The organism is Plantibacter sp. ME-Dv--P-122b, from assembly GCF_030209375.1.
Lineage (GTDB): Bacteria > Actinomycetota > Actinomycetes > Actinomycetales > Microbacteriaceae > Plantibacter.
This window is the reverse complement of record NZ_JARVSC010000006.1, coordinates 292,081-310,390: the sequence shown is the minus strand read 5'-3', so window position 1 is coordinate 310,390 and position 18,310 is coordinate 292,081. Positions and strand designations below refer to the sequence as shown.

Annotated in this window: 19 protein-coding genes and 1 tRNA gene; 2 read left to right on the top strand and 18 right to left on the bottom strand. The window is 69.6% G+C overall.

Features of this window, described 5'->3' with window-relative positions; all coding sequences use genetic code 11:
* Window positions 1-3 precede the first annotated feature (3 nt).
* The 6 genes from mutM to QRN19_RS14315 all read right to left on the bottom strand — a co-directional run bounded on the left by mutM (window position 4) and on the right by QRN19_RS14315 (window position 5,154).
* Complete coding sequence (mutM, locus tag QRN19_RS14340) at window positions 4-894, bottom strand: bifunctional DNA-formamidopyrimidine glycosylase/DNA-(apurinic or apyrimidinic site) lyase (RefSeq protein WP_285027684.1); 891 nt, start codon at window positions 892-894, stop codon at window positions 4-6.
* On the bottom strand, window positions 878-1,555 hold the full coding sequence (rnc, locus tag QRN19_RS14335) for a ribonuclease III (RefSeq protein ID WP_086473824.1): 678 nt from the start codon (window positions 1,553-1,555) through the stop codon (window positions 878-880). Before rnc ends, mutM begins: the two co-directional genes overlap by 17 nt.
* 91 nt (window positions 1,556-1,646) lie before the next feature.
* Window positions 1,647-1,856 (bottom strand): 50S ribosomal protein L32, encoded by a 210-nt coding sequence (gene rpmF / locus QRN19_RS14330; protein WP_056006932.1) that lies wholly within the window; start codon window positions 1,854-1,856, stop codon window positions 1,647-1,649.
* Between the two features lie 3 nt (window positions 1,857-1,859).
* Window positions 1,860-2,444 carry a YceD family protein gene (locus tag QRN19_RS14325; RefSeq protein ID WP_502928251.1) on the bottom strand — a complete coding sequence of 195 codons (585 nt, stop codon included), beginning with the start codon at window positions 2,442-2,444 and terminating at the stop codon, window positions 1,860-1,862.
* Window positions 2,445-2,483: 39 nt separating this feature from the next.
* Window positions 2,484-2,966, bottom strand: a complete 483-nt coding sequence (coaD, locus tag QRN19_RS14320) for a pantetheine-phosphate adenylyltransferase (protein ID WP_064296302.1) — start codon at window positions 2,964-2,966, stop codon at window positions 2,484-2,486.
* A 19-nt stretch (window positions 2,967-2,985) separates the two neighbouring features.
* The gene (locus QRN19_RS14315; protein ID WP_285027679.1) at window positions 2,986-5,154 is read right to left on the bottom strand and encodes an ATP-dependent DNA helicase RecG; all 2,169 of its coding nucleotides are present in this window, start codon (window positions 5,152-5,154) and stop codon (window positions 2,986-2,988) included.
* A gap of 71 nt (window positions 5,155-5,225) precedes the next feature.
* On the opposite strand from QRN19_RS14315, the gene QRN19_RS14310 reads away from it, so the two are divergent.
* On the top strand, window positions 5,226-5,798 hold the full coding sequence (locus QRN19_RS14310; RefSeq protein WP_285027678.1) for an RsmD family RNA methyltransferase: 573 nt from the start codon (window positions 5,226-5,228) through the stop codon (window positions 5,796-5,798).
* Between the two features lie 34 nt (window positions 5,799-5,832).
* Here QRN19_RS14310 and thiL read toward each other — a convergent pair whose 3' ends face one another.
* Entirely contained in the window at window positions 5,833-6,849 is a 1,017-nt protein-coding gene (gene thiL / locus QRN19_RS14305) for a thiamine-phosphate kinase (protein WP_285027677.1), read from the bottom strand.
* Window positions 6,850-6,874: 25 nt separating this feature from the next.
* Here thiL and QRN19_RS14300 point away from each other — a divergent pair, with 25 nt between their 5' ends.
* A complete protein-coding gene (locus QRN19_RS14300; RefSeq protein ID WP_285027676.1) occupies window positions 6,875-7,366 on the top strand; it encodes a DUF3515 family protein in 492 nt (163 codons plus the stop codon).
* A 21-nt stretch (window positions 7,367-7,387) separates the two neighbouring features.
* Here the strand turns inward: QRN19_RS14300 and QRN19_RS14295 are convergent, their stop codons facing one another.
* From QRN19_RS14295 to QRN19_RS14245, 11 genes are all read right to left on the bottom strand, one after another.
* Complete coding sequence (locus QRN19_RS14295) at window positions 7,388-8,479, bottom strand: D-alanine--D-alanine ligase family protein (protein WP_285027674.1); 1,092 nt, start codon at window positions 8,477-8,479, stop codon at window positions 7,388-7,390.
* Window positions 8,382-9,521, bottom strand: a complete 1,140-nt coding sequence (locus QRN19_RS14290; RefSeq protein WP_285027672.1) for an NAD(P)H-dependent glycerol-3-phosphate dehydrogenase — start codon at window positions 9,519-9,521, stop codon at window positions 8,382-8,384. The genes QRN19_RS14295 and QRN19_RS14290 overlap by 98 nt, the downstream gene beginning before the upstream one ends.
* Window positions 9,511-10,251, bottom strand: a complete 741-nt coding sequence (locus QRN19_RS14285) for a lysophospholipid acyltransferase family protein (protein ID WP_285027670.1) — start codon at window positions 10,249-10,251, stop codon at window positions 9,511-9,513. The genes QRN19_RS14290 and QRN19_RS14285 overlap by 11 nt, the downstream gene beginning before the upstream one ends.
* A 6-nt stretch (window positions 10,252-10,257) precedes the next feature.
* A complete protein-coding gene (murA, locus tag QRN19_RS14280) occupies window positions 10,258-11,628 on the bottom strand; it encodes a UDP-N-acetylglucosamine 1-carboxyvinyltransferase (protein ID WP_064296294.1) in 1,371 nt (456 codons plus the stop codon).
* Window positions 11,629-11,647: 19 nt separating this feature from the next.
* Window positions 11,648-12,244 (bottom strand): 3-isopropylmalate dehydratase small subunit, encoded by a 597-nt coding sequence (gene leuD, locus QRN19_RS14275; protein WP_285027667.1) that lies wholly within the window; start codon window positions 12,242-12,244, stop codon window positions 11,648-11,650.
* Window positions 12,244-13,740 (bottom strand): 3-isopropylmalate dehydratase large subunit, encoded by a 1,497-nt coding sequence (gene leuC, locus QRN19_RS14270; protein ID WP_285027665.1) that lies wholly within the window; start codon window positions 13,738-13,740, stop codon window positions 12,244-12,246. The genes leuD and leuC overlap by 1 nt, the downstream gene beginning before the upstream one ends.
* 190 nt (window positions 13,741-13,930) lie before the next feature.
* Window positions 13,931-14,215, bottom strand: a complete 285-nt coding sequence (locus QRN19_RS14265) for a DUF4333 domain-containing protein (RefSeq protein WP_285027663.1) — start codon at window positions 14,213-14,215, stop codon at window positions 13,931-13,933.
* A gap of 851 nt (window positions 14,216-15,066) precedes the next feature.
* On the bottom strand, window positions 15,067-15,993 hold the full coding sequence (locus tag QRN19_RS14260; RefSeq protein ID WP_285027661.1) for a hypothetical protein: 927 nt from the start codon (window positions 15,991-15,993) through the stop codon (window positions 15,067-15,069).
* Window positions 15,990-17,045: a trypsin-like serine peptidase gene (locus QRN19_RS14255; protein WP_285027659.1), complete on the bottom strand. Its 1,056-nt coding sequence runs from the start codon at window positions 17,043-17,045 to the stop codon at window positions 15,990-15,992. The genes QRN19_RS14260 and QRN19_RS14255 overlap by 4 nt, the downstream gene beginning before the upstream one ends.
* A gap of 164 nt (window positions 17,046-17,209) precedes the next feature.
* A tRNA-Glu gene (locus QRN19_RS14250) sits at window positions 17,210-17,282 on the bottom strand.
* 108 nt (window positions 17,283-17,390) lie between these two features.
* Complete coding sequence (locus QRN19_RS14245) at window positions 17,391-18,293, bottom strand: diacylglycerol/lipid kinase family protein (protein ID WP_285027657.1); 903 nt, start codon at window positions 18,291-18,293, stop codon at window positions 17,391-17,393.
* Window positions 18,294-18,310: the final 17 nt, after the last annotated feature.

The following is an 18,310-nucleotide window of genomic DNA, read 5'->3' as shown; positions in this document are numbered from 1 at the left end:
TCGTCAGGTGCGGCGCTGGCACACGGGGCAGCGGTGCGAACCGCGGTTCATGAACTGCTCACGCACGATGAGCGTGCCGCAGCGCGCGCACGGCTTGCCCTGTCTGCCGTAGGCGTTCAGGCTGTGGGCGAAGTACCCCGCCTGACCGTTGACGTTCACGTACTGGGCGTCGAAGCTCGTCCCGCCCTCGGCCAGGGCCTTGGTGAGCACGGCACGGACCTCCTCGAGCAGTCGGACGGCGCGTCCGAGGCCGAGACGGGCGGTCTCCTGCTCGGGGTGGATGCGTGCCGCCCAGAGCGACTCGTCCGCATAGATGTTGCCGATGCCACTCACGAGCGTCTGGTCGAGGAGTGCGCGCTTCACACCGGTGCGTTTCTCGCGCAGACGTCGGAGGAAGCCGGCGTCGTCGAAGGCCGGGTCCATCGGGTCGCGAGCGATGTGCGCGACCTGGTCGGGCACCATCGCGACCTCGTCGCCGAACCCGCCCGCGGCTCCGTCCGTCGTCGGGACCAGCGCGGTCACCGCCATGGAGCCGAAGATCCGCTGATCCACGAAGTGCAGCCAGAGCTCGCCGTGCTCGGGATGCTCCAACTGCAAGCGGATGCGCAGGAGCCGGTCGGCGTCGTCGCCGGGCGACCGGAGCAGCATCTGCCCGCTCATGCCCAGGTGACCGACGATCGCTTCATCGTCGTCGAGGGGGAACCAGAGGAACTTCCCGCGTCGGACGGCCGATCGGATGGTCCGCCCCGTCAGCCGGGCGGTGAAGTCGGCGACACCACTCGCGTGGCGGCGCAGGGAGCGCTCGTCGAAGACCTCGACGCCGGCGATTGTCGCACCGCTGACGGCGGGCTCCAGGCCGGCGCGGACGACCTCGACCTCAGGGAGTTCCGGCACTGATCCTCGACCAGGCTTCCAGGGCCGCCGCCATCTCGGCGTGCTTCTTGCTCGTGCCGGAGCCCGTCGCCGTGACAGCGGTGCCGACGGTGACCGTCGCGACGAACCGCCGGTTGTGGTCGGGGCCGGAGCTGGCGATCTCGTAGACGGGCGCCGGTGCACCGATGGCCGCGGCGGCCTCTTGGAGGCTCGTCTTCGGGTCCATCGCCGCCCCGAAGCGCTCGGGGTTCTCGAGCAGGGGGTTCACCAGGCGCAGGACGAGTGCTGTCGCCGCATCGGGACCGGCCGACAGGTACGTCGCGCCGATGACGGCCTCCATCGTGTCGGCCAGGATGGACGCCTTGTCGCGACCACCGGTCTGGTCTTCGCCCTTACCCAGCTTGATCCGCTCGCCCAGTCCGATCGAGCGTGCGACCTCGGCGAGCGCGATCGTCGAGACGAGGCTCGCGCGTCGCTTCGCCAGCTGCCCTTCGTCGAGGTGCGGGAAGTCGCGGTAGAGCATGACGGTGACGGCCTGCCCGAGGATCGAGTCGCCGAGGAACTCGAGGCGCTCGTTGTGCGGGAGCCCGCCGTGCTCGTACGCGTATGAGCGGTGCGTCAGCGCCAGATCGAGCAGCTCGTACGAGACGTCGACGCCCAGTTGCCGTGCGAAAACGACCACACCGGGATCGGTCTCCGATGCGGAGCCGATTCCGGTGTGGTCGGAATGATTCGTGTTCACGCTGTTCGAACGCGGACGTTCAACGCGCGGATCAGACGTCTGCGACCTTGCGGCCCTTGTACTCGAGGTACAGGGCGGTGCCCTGCGAGTCCTCGACGACCTTGGCGCGGTGCGGCAGGCTGTACGTGACGCGGCCGTTCTCCACCGTCTTCACGAGCGTCGGCACGGCGGCCTTCCACTGCGAGCGACGCGAGCGGGTGTTCGAGCGCGAGACCTTCCGCTTCGGGGGGTTTCCAGCCATGATCTATCTCTCTTCTGTGTCTGCAGTGGCGCGCTGGGCGCTACTGGCGTCTGTGTCAAGTACGGAGTCTGAGGACAAGCCCGCGAGCGCAGACCAGCGAGGATCTGCGACGTCGTGAGGGTGTCGTTCCGGACGTTCGGCCAGCCGCTCACCGGTCTCGGGGTCGAGTCCGGGGCAATCCGGCTGGCACACCGGCTGAAACGGTAATGCGAGAACTACCGCATCTCTGACCAGAGGTTCAAGATCCACGTGGTCGTCGTGAACCTCGAAGTCAGACGCTTCCGAATCAGGATACGCGAAAAGTTCCTGAATCTCGACTTCGACAGGCAGTTCGATGTCGCGGAGGCAGCGTCCGCACTCGCCGGTCGCCAGTGCGTCGACGTCGACGGTCACGAGGATCCCCTCGTGCACGGACTCGAGACGCACCTGCTCGGAGAGCGTCGTGCCCTCCTGGACGGCGACCAGACCCTCGCCCCAGCGCTCGGCGAGCACCACCTCGAGGTCGTGCTCGCGCATCTCCCCGGGACGGTTCACCAGATCGCGCACGTTGACGCTGAACGGCGAATTGTTCGTTCTCTTCCTAGTCACGATCGACGATTCTACGCCGAACCCGACGGGGAGGACGCCCTAGCCCTCCTGGAGGAAGGTCGCCACCACCTGCGGAACGTACGGGCTGACATCGCCACCGAGCGCGGCCACCTGCCGGACGAGTGAACTGGAGACGTGCGCGTGCGCCGGATCAGGCAGGAGGAAGACCGTCTCCACACCGGCGAGACTGCGGTTCATGATGGCCATGGGCGTCTCGTAGGCGACGTCGACCTGCGAGCGGATGCCCTTCACGAGCACGCTCGCGCCGACGTCCGTGCAGTAGTCGACGAGCAGGCCGACGTTCCACTGCGCGACGACGATGTTGTCGGGCAGTCCGCCGTCGGCGATGGAGCGCTCGAGCAGGGACACCCGCTGCGGCATCGGCAGCAGCGCGGACTTGTCGGGGTTGTGCACGACCAGCACATGCAGCTCGTCGAAGATGCGCGCCGCCCGCTCGATGACATCCAGGTGACCGAGGGTGACTGGGTCGAACGATCCGGGGACGACGGCGATCCGCTTCATGCCGCCAGCCTATCGGTGCTCAGTTCTTGGCGAGCGCGGCGCGGTCGGATTCGTCGAGGCGCCGGCGGAGCGCTTCGGCCAGCACCGGGTGGTCGGCGAGGTCGGGATCGGTGTCGAGGAGCTCGGCGGCATCCGCCCGCGCCTCGATGATGACCTCGCTGTCGTGCACGACCCGGAGCAGCTTGAGCGAGGACCGCCCGCCCGACTGCATGCTGCCCAGGACGTCGCCCTCGCGCCGCAGCTCGAGATCGACCTGCGCGAGATCGAAGCCGTCGAGCGTCGCGGCCACCGCGTCGACGCGCTCCCGTGCGGTGCTCTCCGCCTCCGCCGCGGTGACGAGCAGACACAGCCCGGGGACACCGCCTCGACCGACGCGTCCGCGGAGCTGGTGGAGCTGCGACACCCCGAAGCGCTCCGCGTCGAGCACGACCATCGTCGAGGCGTTGGGGACGTCGACGCCCACCTCGATCACCGTCGTCGCCACGAGGACGTCGATCTCGCCGGCGGCGAAGGCCCGCATCGTCCGGTCCTTCTCCTCCGCGCTCATCCGGCCGTGGAGGACCTCGATGCGTCGGGACGCGAGCAGTGGATGGGTACGCAGCTGCTCCACTGTGGTGAGCACGGACGCGATCGGGCGCGCCGGGTCGACGTCCTCCTCGAGCTCCTCACCGGGCTCGACCTCCTTGGCGTCGATCGCCGGGCACACCACGAACCCCTGTCGCCCCTGCGCGAGTTCCTCGGCGAGGCGCTCCCAGACGCGGGAGATCCACCGCGGGTGATCGGCCAGGGCGACCACGAAGCTCTCGATCCCCTGCCGCCCGCGTGGCAGCTCCTTGATGATGCTGACGTCGAGGTCGCCGAAGACGGTCATGGCAACGGTCCGTGGGATCGGCGTCGCGGTCAGCACGAGGACGTGCGGCGGTGTGCGTCCCTTCTGACGGAGCTGGTCGCGCTGCTCCACGCCGAAGCGGTGCTGTTCGTCGACGACGACCATCCCCAGATCGGCGAAGGTCACGGCGTCACCCAGCAGAGCGTGCGTCCCGATCACGATCCGAGCCTGGCCGGCGACGATCCGCAGCAGCGCCCGTTTGCGATCGGACGTCGGCAGCTGGCCGGTGAGCAGCGTCGGCATGAGCTCGGCCGAGAGGTCGGGGCCGAGCGAACGGACGATCGACCGCAGGTGCTGCGCCGCGAGGACCTCGGTGGGCGCCAGTAGCACTGACTGTCCCCCGCTGTCGGCGACGGCCGCCATGGCCCGGAGGGCGACGAGCGTCTTGCCCGAACCGACCTCGCCCTGGACGAGCCGGTTCATCGGATTGGGCTGCGCGAGGTCGGCCGCGATCTCCGTGCCGACCGTCTGCTGGTCGCCGGTCAGCTCGAACGGGAGCGCGGCGTCGAGGCGCTCGAGGTAGCCGCCGGCCTTCGGCACGCGGGGTTCGGCCGCCAGCGCACGGGTGGCCGCACGCTGCTGGAGCAGGGCCGTCTGGAGGAGGTACGCCTCCTGGTACCGCAGGCTGCGGCGACCGCGCTGCCAGTCGCGGTCGACCGTCGGGCGGTGGACGGCCCGGATGGCGGCGTCGAAGGAGAGCTCACCCCTCGCCGCCCGGACCGACCGGGGGACGGGGTCCTCCTGCGGCGGCAGGGCGTCGAGCACCAGCTCCACGGACTGCTTGAGGTTCCAGCTCGTGATCGTGCTCGTCGCCGGGTATATCGGGATGGGTGCCTCAGACCACGCCTTCGCCTGGGCGTCCGCGAGCGCCGGTGCGTCGGCGTCGTCGGGGAAGAGCTGATACTGCGGGTGCGCGAGCTGATAGCTGCCGCGGTAGTCGCCGACCTTGCCTGCGAAGATCCCACGCAGGCCCGGCCGGAGTTCGTTCGCCCGCCACGGCTGGTTGAAGAAGGTGAGGTTGAGCCGCCCCTGACCGTCGGAGATGACGACCTCGAGGATGGAGCCCTTGCGTTGCTTCATCTGGCGGTCGCGGACCTCGAGGACGTCGGCGACGATCGTCACGTCCTCGCCGAGCGGCAGCTGGCCGATGACCGTCAGCTCGCCGCGCTTCGCGTATCGACGGGGGTAGTGCTCGAGGAGGTCGCCGACGGTCTCCACGCCGAACGCCTTCTGGAGTGCCGTCGCGGTTCGTCCGCCGAGGACACCGCCGAGCTTCGTGCCCAGCTCGATCCCCGTCATGCCGTCGATTCTATTCGGGACCTCGGACACCGCGGTTCGCTCGGCTTCGCGCAGCCTGCGAGGATGGGACCATGGCCGGCATCAGGATCATCTCGGGTTTCGCCGGATCACGCACGATCCGGGTCCCGGGCAGCGGGACACGACCGACGAGTGATCGCGTCCGCGAGGCGCTGTTCTCCGCGCTGGAGGCTCGCGACGTGATCACCGGAGCCGAGGTGCTCGACCTGTACGCCGGCTCGGGGTCGCTGGGACTCGAGTGCGCCAGCCGGGGTGCCGCCGTGGTCACCCTCGTCGACCGAGGGTCGGAGGCCGCGAAGCTGTGTCGTGACAACGCGAGGATCGTGAGCTCGGCAGCGCCTCGCGGCGCGGCACCCCGCATCACGGTGCACGCCAAGTCGGTCGGCGCCTACCTATCCGGGGCGTCGGTCCCGTCCGACCTCGTCTTCGTCGATCCCCCGTACGACCTCCCCGAAGCGGAGCTCACGGCCAACCTCGCCGCGCTCGTCGGTCTGGTCACCGACGACGGGCTCGTGCTCATCGAGCGGAGCTCACGCTCGCCAGAACCGACCCTTCCCGCAGCACTCGAGGTCCTGCGGAAGAGCACCTACGGCGAGACCGTCGTGTGGTGGATCACGCCGGTCTGAGTCCCCGCGTCACCGCACGGTCCTCGAACACCGCTCAACCGGACGCATCGTCCCAGTCGCGGTAGGGATCCCAGCCGGCGCGACCGTCGTAGGCCACACCGTCAACGAGGACCCCGGCACCGGTCCGGGCCGTGCCGATGGTCCGGAAGCCGGCGGGGATCGTGGCTGCGGCCGGGAACGTCGCCAGGAGCGAGTGGTCCTCGCCACCGGCGAGGGCGAGCGCCACGTCGGCGCCCAGGTCCTCGGCCCGCAGGTCGATCGCGACCCCACTCGCCCGCGCGAGGCGACCGGCGTCGAGCGCGAGCCCGTCCGACAGGTCGAGCATCGCCGTGGCTCCGGCGACGGCGGCGACGACCCCGGCGGCGATCGGAGGTCGTGGTGCGAGTTGTGCCTCCACCTCGACCCGGTGATCGCGTCGCAGGCCGGCCGCCGCCTCGGCCGAGGGCACGCCGTCGGCGTCGACCCCACGCGAGAAGAGGATTCGGAGGCCTGCCGCAGCCGAACCCAACTCCCCGGCGACCGCGACCACGTCGCCGGGTCGCGCCCCGTCACGTCGCACGGGGGCACGACCCTCGAGGTCGCCGAACGCCGTCACCGCGATCATGAAGACGTCGGACACGGCCAGATCGCCGCCGACGACACCGCAACCGGGCGCGAGCTCGGCGCAACCGTCGCGCAGTCCGTCTGCGAACCCGTCGAGCACGGCGACCGGCAGGTGCTTGGGCATGGCGAGTGCGACGACGAGTGCTGTCGGACGCGCCCCCATCGCCGCGACGTCGGCCAGGTTGCTGGCCGCAGCCTTCCACCCGAGATCGTGGGCGCTCGACCACGCCAGCCGGAAGTCCGGCCCGTGGATCATCGTGTCCGTCGTGACGACGAACCGACCGTCCGGCGCGCGCACGACCGCGGCATCGTCGCCCGGCCCGAGGAGTTCGGCGTCGGCGTGCGGCAGGCGAGGGAAGATGCGATCGAGCAGCTCCCCCTCGGCGAGGTCCCCGACACAGGGCCCGACCGTTTCCTGATCGTCGGACGCGCTCCCAGACTCGTTCATGGGATCAACGGTAGCCTGGTGGGCGATGTCCCCGATCCGTGCGCTCCTCGCCACCGCCCTCGCCGCAGCCGCAACCCTGGCCCTGGCCGGCTGCGCGCCCGCCGTCGCGCTCGAACCCGCCGCCGATGCGAACAACCCGCAGTGTGCGGAGGTCACGGTGCGTCTGCCCGACGTCGTGGCCGAACTGCCCGAGCGAGGGACCGACGCCCAGGCCACCGGCGCCTGGGGCGATCCGGCGACGGTCCTCCTACACTGCGGCGTCGCGATCCCCGGCCCGACCACGCAGCAGTGCCAGTCGGTGAACGGCGTCGACTGGATCATCGACGACACCGACGCGCCGAACTACCGGTTCACCACCTTCGGACGCACGCCCGCGGTCGAGATCGTGCTCGACGGCGACGCCGTCGCCAGCAGCACCGTCCTGGCGGACCTGGCGCCCGCCGTGTCCGTGCTCCCCGTCACCGGGAAGTGCACCGCCCTCGGCGACGCCGAGCTCCCGATCCCCACCGACGGCTGACCGTTCCCGGCACCACGCCGTTCAGGACCGGGCGCGCGCGACCTCGATCAGCTCGGTGATGAGCTCGGGGTAGCTGAGCCCCGAGGCCAACCAGCAGCTCGGGAACATCGAGATCGGGGTGAACCCCGGCATGGTGTTGACCTCGTTGACGACGAAGCCGTCCGCGGTCAGGAAGAAGTCGACCCGGGCGAGGCCAGCGCAGCCCAACGCCTCGAACGCCCGACGCGAGAGGTCCTGCATCTCCGACAACTGCTCGGGACGAAGGTCGGCGGGGCAGACGAGCTCGATACCGGGCGCGTCGAGGTACTTCGCCTCGAAATCGTAGAAGTCGCGACCGGTCACCACGACCTCGCCCGCCACCGAGACGCGAGGTGCCTCGCCGGGGAGGGATTCGAGGACCGCACACTCGACCTCCCGGCCCACCAGACCGGTCTCGACGAGCACGGTCGAGTCCTCGGCGAGGGCCAGTTCGATCGCCGCACGGAACGCGTCCGGCGTGGACACCTTCGACACCCCGACGCTCGAACCGGCTCGCGCCGGCTTCACGAACGCGGGTGAGCCGAGCGATCCGAGCGACGCGAGTACCTGGTCGGGTGCCGTGGCCCAGTCGTGGGCGGTGAACCGCACCCACGGCGCGACGGCGATCCCGGCCGCCTGGAGCACCGTCTTCGTGAAGTGCTTGTCCATGCCGAGGGAGGACGCGAGGACGCCCGAGCCGACGTACGGGAGGTCGACGAGCTCGAGCATGCCCTGCACGGTGCCGTCCTCGCCGAACCGACCGTGGAGGATCGGGAAGACGATGTCGATGGGACCGAGGGTGACCGGGACGCCGTCCTCCCCGACGACGGTCAGCTCACGGCTCCCGACGCGCTCAGGCCAGCGTACGGCCGGACGTGAGGGGTCGACCTCCGGCAGGTGGGCGGGGTCGAGCGCGTACCGGCTCGGGTCGTCGACCTCGAGGACGTACGAGCCGTCGTGGGCGATCCCGACCGGGTAGACGTCGTACCGTTCGCGGTCAATCGCGGCGAGGACGCCGCCCGCCGTTGCGCAGCTGATCGAGTGCTCGCTTGAACGGCCTCCAAAGAGCACCACCACTCCGGTCTTGTGCGTCATCGTTGCTTCTCTCCCCCTGGGGTTCGTCGTCGTCGGTCGTGAGGTGCGGTGCGATGTCCTTCGGGTCGAGCGTGCCGTCGAGCACCTGCTTGACCTGTTCGACGATGGGCATCGCGACCCCCTTCGCCTTGGCCAGCTCGAGCACCGGTGCCACCGACGCGAGCCCCTCCGCGGTCTGCTGCATCTGTTTGACGACGTCGTCGAACTGATACCCCTGGCCGAGCAGACGCCCCGCCGTGTTGTTGCGGGACAGCGGCGACTGGCACGTCGCGATGAGGTCGCCGAGCCCGGCCAGCCCCGACAGGGTCTCGGGCTGCGCGCCGTGGGCCACCGCGAAGTCGGTCATCTCGACCAACCCGCGGGTGATGATGGAGGCCTTCGTGTTCTCGCCGTAGCCGACGCCGTCGACGATGCCGATCGCGACGGCGATGAGGTTCTTGAGCACACCGCCGAACTCGGTACCGATGACGTCGGTGTTCACGAAGCTGCGGAAGTACCGGTTGCGCGCGAGGAGCGCGACCGTCTGCGCCGTCTCGAGGCTCTCCGAGGAGATCACGGCGGCCGTCGGCTGCTCACGGGCGATCTCGAGCGCGAGGTTGGGGCCCGAGGCGACGGCGATACGGGACGGGTCGATGTCGAGGGTCTCGCGTATGACCTCGCTCATCCGGGATCCGCTGCGACGCTCGACGCCCTTCATGAGCGAGACGACGAGGGTGCCGTCCTCGAGGTGCGGGCGGAGCGCGATGAGGTTGTCGCGCAGGGACTGGCTCGGGACGGACAGGAACACGACCGAGGCACCGCGCACGGCGTCGACCAGGCTCGCGGTCGCCGTCATCCGCATCGGCAGATTGATCCCGGGCAGGTAGTCGCTGTTGCGCTTGGCCTCGGTGATCTCGCGAGCGAGCTCGGGTCGCCTGGCCCACATGACCACGTCGGAGCCACCGTCCGCGAGGATCTTGCCGAACGTCGTGCCCCAGCTGCCCGCTCCGAGCACGGCGACCCTCGTGGCGGCCGGTGGTTGCGGAACGTTCCTAGGACTCAAAGCGGCCTGTCTCCTTCTGCTGGTGTTTCGAGGGATCCCAACGCTCCGTGGGAGCTTGGGCACCGCGCAATTCCTCGCAGAGGGCGGTGATGGCCTGCATGACGACTTCGGTCGCCTCGTTCAGCGTCTTCGAGTCTAGCTGCCGCCCGGCGAAGGCCGAGAGGTCCACCGGCTCGCCGATGGCGACCTCGACGCGCTTCCGCAAGGGGAACACCCGCAGCCTGCCGTACCGGGGCATGACCTCCTGCGTGCCCCAGTGCGCGGCGGGGATGATCGGCAGGCCGTGCGTGAGCGCGATCCGGACCGCGCCGGTGCGCCCGCGCATCGGCCACAGGCCCGGGTCACGGGTGAGCGACCCCTCGGGGTACACGACGACACCCTGCCCGCGTTCGGTCAGGTGTGCTGCGGCGCTGACCGGGTCCATCCCGCGGGCGGAACCCTCGCGCTCGACGGGGATCTGTCCGGACTTCCGCAACAACCACCCGACCACCGGGACCTTGAACAGACTGCCCTTCGCCATGAAGCGGGGCTGTCGCCCGAGCCGCCAGACGGCCACGCCCATGATCAGCGGGTCGAACTCGCTGTCGTGGTTGGGCGACAGGATGAACGGCCCCTCCTGCGGCAGGCGTTCGCCGTGCCGGACGCGGAGCTTGACGAGAGCACTGAACGGCGGGATCGCGATCGACGACAGCAACCAGTAGATCGACGGCCTCGACCGTTCCACCCCCACGGCGGACTACTTCGTTTCGAGGACGAAGTCAGCACCGAGCTGCTGGAGCTTCACGATGAAGTTCTCGTACCCACGGCTGATGATGCCGACGTTGCTGACCGTCGACTTGCCCTCGGCGGTGAGCGCCGCAATGAGGTGGCTGAAGCCTCCGCGGAGGTCGGGTACCTCGATGTCGGCACCGTGCAACGGAGTCGGTCCGTTGATCACGGCGGCCTGCTCGAGGTTGCGCCGCGGCACCCGACGAGGCGTACCCGACAGCCCATTGGGGTGCACGACGATGTTCGCGCCCATGGTGTTGAGCGCGTCCGTGAAGCCGAAGCGGTTCTCGTAGACGGTCTCGTGGACGATCGACTCGCCCGTCGCCTGCGTCAGCGCGACGATGAGAGGCTGCTGCCAGTCCGTCATGAAGCCGGGGTGCACGTCGGTCTCGATGACCACGGGCTTCAGCTCCTCCTTGCGGTAGAACCGGATGCCGTCGTCGGTGATGTCGAACCCGCCACCGGCCTTGCGGAAGATGTTGAGGAACGTCATCATGTCCTGCTGCTTCGCGCCGCCGACGAAGACGTCGCCGTCGGTCGCGAGCGCGGCCGACGCCCAGCTCGCGGCCTCGTTGCGGTCGCCGATGGCCGTGTGGTCGTACCCCTCGAGCTTGTCCACGCCTTCGATGAGGATCACGCGGTTCGGCTCGTAGGAGATGATCGCGCCCATCTTCTGGAGGACGGCGATGAGATCCATGATCTCCGGCTCGATCGCCGCACCCTTGAGCTCCGTGGTGCCCTTAGCACGGACCGCCGTGAGCAGGACCTGCTCCGTGGCGCCGACGCTCGGGTACGGCAGATGCACCGTCGTCCCGTGGAGACCGTTCGGGGCCGAGAGACGGATGCCCTGCGGGAGCTTCTCCACGACCGCGCCGAACTTGCGGAGCGCGTCGAGGTGGAAGTCGATGGGGCGGTCGCCGATGCGGCAACCTCCGAGGTCGGGGATGAACGCCGCCCCGAGGCGGTGGAGCAGCGGCCCGCAGAACAGGATCGGGATCCGGGAGAAGCCGGCGTGCGCGTCGATCTCCTCCATGTGGGCGGACTCGACGTTCGTCGGGTCGAGGCGGAGCTCATTCGGGTTCTCGCCCTCCGTCACGTCCACACCGTGGATCTCGAGCAGGGAGCGGACGACCCGGACGTCGCTGATGTTCGGCACGTTGCGCAGGACGCTGACGTTCTCGCCGAGCAACGACGCCACCATCGCCTTGGTCACGAGGTTCTTGGCACCCTTGACCTCGATGCGGCCCCGGAGCGGGATACCGCCGTTGATCGTGATGCGGTCGACATCGAGTCCGACCGACGAGCCTGCCGCCTGTGACGCCTGGACGAGTGAATTCAAACCGGTACCTACTGCCTTGCTACTTGACGGGAATGGTGCGGGGCAGCCAGTTCGGCCGCCGGGCTTCGAATGCGGTGATCTGCTCCTCGCTACGGAGCGTCAGCCCGATGTCATCGAGTCCTTCGATGAGCCGCCACCGAGTGTAATCGTCGACCTGGAACGAAACCGTGAGATCGCCGACCGTGATGGTCCGGGAGATGAGGTCGACGACGGAATCCGCACCTGGAGCGGCCTCGATCGCGGCCCAGAGTTGCTCGAGCTCCTCCTCCGTGACCTGGGCCGCCAGGAGACCTTGCTTGCCGGAGTTCCCTCGGAAGATGTCGCCGAAGCGGGACGACACGACGACTTTGAATCCGAAGTCGCGCAGCGCCCACACGGCGTGCTCACGCGACGACCCGGTACCGAAGTCGTGCCCGGCGACGAGGATGCTCGCGCCCTGGTAGGCCGGCTGGTTCAGGACGAAGTCGGGGTCCTGGCGCCACCCGGCGAAGAGCGCGTCCTCGAAGCCGGTCTTCGTGACGCGCTTCAGGTAGACGGCGGGGATGATCTGGTCGGTGTCGACGTTGGAGCGCCGCATCGGAGCAGCGATGCCGGTGACGGTCGTGAACTTGTCCATCAGGCGTGTACGCCTTCCTGCTCGGTGGCCGCGTGTCTGCCGGGCTCGACCTCGAGGTCGGCCGGGCTGGAGAGCGTTCCGCGGATGGCTGTCGCCGCGGCGACGAGCGGCGAGACGAGGTGCGTGCGGCCGCCCTTGCCCTGGCGACCCTCGAAGTTGCGGTTCGACGTCGAGGCGCAGCGCTCCCCCGGAGCGAGCTGGTCGGGGTTCATCCCGAGGCACATGGAGCATCCGGCGAACCGCCACTCCGCCCCGAAGTCGGTGATGATCTTGTCGAGCCCCTCGGCCTCAGCCTCGATCCGAACCCGGGCGGAGCCGGGCACCACCATGACCCGCACACCCTCGGCCTTCGTGCGACCCTCGATGATGGACGCGAACGCCCGCAGGTCTTCGATCCGGCTGTTCGTGCAGGAACCCATGAAGACCGCGTCCACCGGGATCTCCTTCATCGGGGTACCGGCTTCGAGTGCCATGTACTCCAGGGCGCGCTCGGCGGCGGAGCGCTCGTTCGGGTCGGCGATGGCCGCGGGGTCGGGCACGTTCTCGCTCAGCGAGACGCCCTGGCCAGGGTTGGTGCCCCAGGTGACGAAGGGTTCCAGCGTGTCGGCGTCGAGGAAGACCTCGGCGTCGAAGGCGGCCCCCTCGTCGGTCGCGAGGGTGTCCCAGTAGGCGACGGCCTCGTCCCAGTCGGCGCCGGTCGGAGCGTGCGGGCGCCCCTGCAGGTAGTCGTAGGTGACCTGGTCGGGGGCGACCATGCCGGCCCTGGCACCGGCCTCGATCGACATGTTGCAGATCGTCATGCGGCCCTCCATCGAGAGCGCACGGATCGCCGAACCGCGGTATTCGAGGACGTAGCCCTGCCCGCCGCCGGTGCCGATCTTCGCGATGACGGCGAGGATGATGTCCTTCGCGGTCACGCCCGGCCGCAGCGTGCCTTCGACGGTGATGGCCATGGTCTTGAACGGCTTCAACGGCAGCGTCTGCGTGGCCATGACGTGCTCGACCTCGCTGGTGCCGATGCCGAAGGCCATGGCCCCGAAGGCGCCGTGGGTCGAGGTGTGTGAGTCGCCGCAGACGACCGTGATCCCGGGCATCGTGAGGCCGAGCTGCGGTCCGACGACGTGGACGATCCCCTGGTCGAGGTCGCCGAGGGAGTGGATCCGCACCCCGAACTCCGCGGCGTTGCGACGGAGGGTCTCGATCTGCGTGCGGCTGGTGAGGTCGGCGATCGGCTTGTCGATCGCGAGCGTCGGGGTGTTGTGGTCCTCGGTCGCGATCGTGAGGTCGACGCGACGCAGCGGCCGGTCGGCCAGACGCAGGCCGTCGAAGGCCTGCGGGCTCGTCACCTCGTGGACGAGGTGCAGGTCGATGTAGATGAGGTCGGGCGTGCCGTCCTCACCCTTGACGACGAGGTGGTCGTCCCAGACCTTCTCGGCGAGCGTGCGCGGGTGTTCGGGGATGCTCGGGACGGACGGATCGGCGTTCAGCTGCGACATGTCGTGGAATTCCTTCAAACGATGAGGGGTCAGGCGTCAGCGACCTCCGCGACGAGGGAGCCTGGAACTAGGCCTCGTCGCGGCTGGGAAGGAGGAGCAGCCCGGACAACATTCGCCCAGCGTACCACCCGGTCCGTGGCGGAGACGTCGGCACCGTCGTCGCTCGAGGGACGCCGGGGCCGACGCCCTGCTACTTCGGCGCGTCGATCCCGACGCGGTACTGGCCCTGGTCGTTGATGACCTCGACAGCCACCGGGTAGCTCTTCGCGTTGTACGAGAAGGTGCACTCGAACTGTGTCCCGGTCGTCGCCGGCTGGTCACTCGGGCACTCGACCTTCTCGACGTCTGCGAGGCCGAAGTCCTGCTTCAGCACCTCGGCCACACCGGTCTGCACCGAGGCTCGGTCGAGCATCGGCGTGAACAGGCGACCGACCGAGAGGAGGGTGAGCGGGACGGCGATGAGCGACGCTGCCACCGCGCCGATCAGGACGCCGACCCAGAGCTTGCGACCGAGCGGCTTCCGTGCGGGTTTCGGGCTCGCAGCAGGCTGCTGGCCCGCGACACCGTACTCGGGGCCGGGACGGAACGGACCGGTCTGCTGTGGACCGGACGGCGATCCATGTTGCTGTGGACCTGGCTGGAACGGGCCGTTCGGGTGCTGCGCCTGTCCCGGACCGAAGGGCTGTGGTCCGGTCGGGCGCGCCTGACCATACGGCGGCTGCCCCTGCGGCCGCTGGGGCTGGCCCTGAGGCTGGCCCTGGGGCGAGCCGAGCGGACGTCCCTGTGGAGCCTGGCCGGGGGCCTGACCCTGCTGAGGGCTCCCGGGCGCGTGACCGGGCTGACCGTTCGACGTCGGGGACCGGAACCCGTCCGGGCCGCCTGGCCGTCCCTGCTGCTGCGGCTGCTGGTTCGGACCTGCGTTCGAGGGCCGCTGCTGCTGCGCCCACGGCTGCCCACCAGTCGCGCCGGCGAACGGTGCTCCGGGCTGGGTGGGAGGTAGCTGCGGCGCAGGACCGTCGGGCTGCTGCCCTGGGGCGCCTCCCTGCGGACGGGGCCCTCCACCGGTCTGACCAGGCGCGGACGATCGAGACGGCCCGTTCTGCGAGGGGACGCCCTGCGGTGGTCCGTTCTGACCCTGCGGCGCGCCGTTCTGGGGTGCGCCGTTCTGCGGCGCGCCGTTCTGGGGCGGCGTCTGACGCTGCGGGCTTCCCGGTCCGAACTCCAGGCGGGGAGCGTTCGGGTCGGGGAATCCCGGCGGCTGCTGGTCAGGGCGCAGGGGGCCGCCGACCGGGGGCTTTCCGAGGTCCTCGGGTTTCTGGTCGTCGGTCATTTCCTCAACTCCTCGATCCGATCCCAGAACGCGGCCTGATCGGCCGCCGGGATCGCAGTCACGTCGAATCCTGATGGTTCCGTCGGCAGGTCTTCGAGCGTCGACGTGCCCGACACCTCGAAGCCGGCCTGCAGCTGCAGCTTGGTCTCGCTCTCGACCGTCCCGCTCAACTCCATCTTCACCAGGCCGCCCTCGGCGTTCTGGAAGATCGTCACCGGCAGGAGGGTCGCCAGGTCGTCCTCGCTGAACGACGAGACGAGGTCGTCAGGGAGGTCGAAGAGCGTCCCGACGGCCAACACGCTCTCGAGGCTGGCGCTCGTCGAGATCTGCGAGGAGCCGTCGTTCCGCATCGAGACGACGACACCGCTGAGGACGCCCTCCTTGGAGCTCCGCGTGGCTTCGACCGCGGTGTAGATGTCGCAGGCGATGGAGATGCCCGGGTAGACGCATGCGGGTCCGAGTGAGCCCTCCGCATCCTCCTCGGCGACGTACTGGGTCTGCACGGCCACCCACTCCGTCGGTGCGAGCTCCTTGAGTTCCCCGCCGAGTAGGAGGAGGTCGTATGCGGCACCCGGGAGATGGTAGATGTCGACGGTGTCGCCGTCAGCCGAGCCCTTGTCCTGGCTGAACGACGAGGTCGGGTCGCCGAAGAGGACCACCGAGTCGTTCTCATGCGACTCGAGGTCTCCCGCGACGGCGTGGACGTATGCCGAGCCGATCACGTCCGGCGCCTGGCCGATCTGGGCCGACAGCAACTCCAACCTCGCCTCGGCGAGATCCTGCATGTAGCTCTGCTGGGCGGCGGCGTCGGGGAACGCCGATCCGGTCGTCGTGCAGGCGCTCAGAGCGAGTGCGGCGCTCCCGGCCAGGGCCAGGACACCGATCCGCCGTCGGCGTCGCGTCACGCTCGCGCGGGCGGTCATGACCCCTCCGCCAGAGCGTCGTTGTACAGGGTGAGGGCCCGCTGTCCGAGGACGGGGCCTTCGAGCCACGAACCGTCGCCGCGCGAGGTGACCGAGGTGACGTACCCGGCACCGGTGGCGGGATCCAGCCGGGTCAGCCAGCCGCCGCCCGAGCAACCCGGGGTCATGAGGCAGTCGACCCGGTATCCGGCGTACCCCTTCGTGGCGGCCTGGCTCGCGCAGTAGCGCTGCGACTGACCGTCGAACGGGGCGGCGGACGGGTAGCCGATCACCGTGATGCCCTCAGGCGGGGTCCCGAAGGAGATGCCCTGGCCGCCGGTCACCTCCTGGATCTTCTGGCCCGCAGCGTTCGGGGCGAGGCGGATGAAGGCGAAGTCGTAGGCCCAGCCGTTGCCGCTCGTCGCACCACTGGCGTCCGAGGTCGCCTCGCTCGTGAACTCGTCGGGGACGTAGGTGCTGACCCCGGCCCACTGCCCGTAGGGCTGGGTCTGGCCGTTGGCCGCGTCGGCCGGGATGAAGATGATGTTCTCGGCGAGCTGTTTGCCGTACGTGTCCCAGACGCAGTGGCCCGCCGTCAGGACGAGGTCCATGGTCGGGGCGTTGACGACGCTCGCGGAACAGACGTAGGTGGCGCCGCCGATGGAGAAGTACAGACGTCCCTGCGTGGCGGCCGCCAGCCCGGTCGCCGGGTACGGGTCGCCGGCTGCGGTCGGGGCGATGGCCTTGACGTCGACGTCGGGACCGACGCCGGTACTGGGGTGCACGACCACGCCGGTGGCCTGGTCGCCCGTGAGCGTGTCCTCGCCCGGCTTCAGGTCCGGAGCCGTCGCTCCCCCGAACTTGTCGTCGGTCCAGTAGTCGTTGACCTCCTGGGGACTCGCGTCGAAGTCCTTGCGCAGCGTGTCGTCGGTCCCGCCGGCGACGTCGACGATCGGGCCTGAACCACCGGCGACGGGCTCCCCCGTCACCGGGATGGAGCACCCCGTCAGCAGGGCGGCGAGGATCAGGACTGCGGCTGTCGCCGGAGCGCGGCGCTTCTGCTTCACGGTCACCCGGCCAAGCTAGCACGCAGCAGCATTCGGCGAGATCAGTGCGGGCCCTGCCTGTGAAGCCTCCCGGAGGGCGTGCACAGACATCCCGGGGCGCCCTCGGGCCACCAAATGAAGGAAGCCCCGCTCCCTGATGACTCAGGAGAGCGAGGCTTCGTTCGGTGTTGTGACCCCAACGGGATTTGAACCCGTGCTGCCGCCGTGAGAGGGCGGTGTCCTAGGCCGCTAAACGATGGGGCCGTAAGCAACGGATATGAGTATGCCATACGATTTCGAGCGGTACAAATCGAGGCCACCAGCGGCATCCGACGGGCGTGTCGCGCGGTGGTCGCGGTCGGGTGGACACGCTCAGGCGAGTACGCGGAGGGCACCGGGGACCACGTCGATCGTGACCGGCAGTGGACCGATCCGCTCCCCGTCGGCATAGGCCGTGATGTCGTCCGCGGCGATCGAGACCGAACGGACCCGCGACAGTCGCACGATGTCCAGATCCGTGTGCGCACCCGAGAAGACCTTGGGGAACAGCCGGAGGAATCGGAACCGGGACACGGGTGCGACGACGAACAGGTCGAATCGGCCGTCGGCGAGGTCCGCCTGCGGCGCGATGAGCATGCCCCCGCCGATCGAGGTGTTGTTCGCGACGGCCAGGAGGACGGCGTCGACCGTCTCCGGCGCCCCGTCCACGGTCAGCTCGTACCGGCGGGGTCTCAGAGCCAGGAGTTCCCGGAGGATCGCGATCGTGTACCGGCTGCGCCCGCGCGGCCGTCGCATGCGGTTCGCCCGCTCATTGACGAGGGCGTCGAAGCCCGCGGACACCGCACCGACGAACCAGGTCGTCCGCTCGCCGTCCGTCGCCGTGCCGGCGTCGATCACCCGCGGCTCGCCCTCGAGCGCACGGAGCAGGGACGCTATCGCGGCTGCGGGATCGCCCAGTGGGATCCCGAGCCCCCTCGCGATGTCATTGCCCGTACCGGACGGGACCACGCCGAACGGCAGGCCCGAGTCGCGTACCGCTTCGACGGCGAGACTCACCATACCGTCGCCACCGACGACGACGAGCGCGTCCAACCCAGCCTCGATGGCAGTCTGCACCGCGCTCCGGAGCTGCCCGACGGTCTGCTCCTGCAGGCGGACGGCGCGGTGCCCGGCCTGCTCGAGGGCATCGAGCACCATCGGGCCCACGGTTCGGGTCGAGCCGAACGACGCGGTCGGGTTGATGGCGACGCCGATGCGTCGGGGCTGCGTGGTCACCAGCCGATTCTGGCAGG

What these genes read in the sequence shown, in the direction of transcription:
- rpmF (WP_056006932.1), bottom strand. Translation starts at nt 1,856, where the DNA reads ATGGCTGGAAACCCCCCGAAGCGGAAGGTCTCGCGCTCGAACACCCGC.
- coaD (WP_064296302.1), bottom strand. Translation starts at nt 2,966, where the DNA reads ATGAAGCGGATCGCCGTCGTCCCCGGATCGTTCGACCCAGTCACCCTC.
- QRN19_RS14315 (WP_285027679.1), bottom strand. Translation starts at nt 5,154, where the DNA reads ATGACGGGGATCGAGCTGGGCACGAAGCTCGGCGGTGTCCTCGGCGGA.
- QRN19_RS14310 (WP_285027678.1), top strand. Translation starts at nt 5,226, where the DNA reads ATGGCCGGCATCAGGATCATCTCGGGTTTCGCCGGATCACGCACGATC.
- thiL (WP_285027677.1), bottom strand. Translation starts at nt 6,849, where the DNA reads ATGAACGAGTCTGGGAGCGCGTCCGACGATCAGGAAACGGTCGGGCCC.
- QRN19_RS14300 (WP_285027676.1), top strand. Translation starts at nt 6,875, where the DNA reads ATGTCCCCGATCCGTGCGCTCCTCGCCACCGCCCTCGCCGCAGCCGCA.
- QRN19_RS14295 (WP_285027674.1), bottom strand. Translation starts at nt 8,479, where the DNA reads ATGACGCACAAGACCGGAGTGGTGGTGCTCTTTGGAGGCCGTTCAAGC.
- leuD (WP_285027667.1), bottom strand. Translation starts at nt 12,244, where the DNA reads ATGGACAAGTTCACGACCGTCACCGGCATCGCTGCTCCGATGCGGCGC.
- leuC (WP_285027665.1), bottom strand. Translation starts at nt 13,740, where the DNA reads ATGTCGCAGCTGAACGCCGATCCGTCCGTCCCGAGCATCCCCGAACAC.
- QRN19_RS14260 (WP_285027661.1), bottom strand. Translation starts at nt 15,993, where the DNA reads ATGACCGCCCGCGCGAGCGTGACGCGACGCCGACGGCGGATCGGTGTC.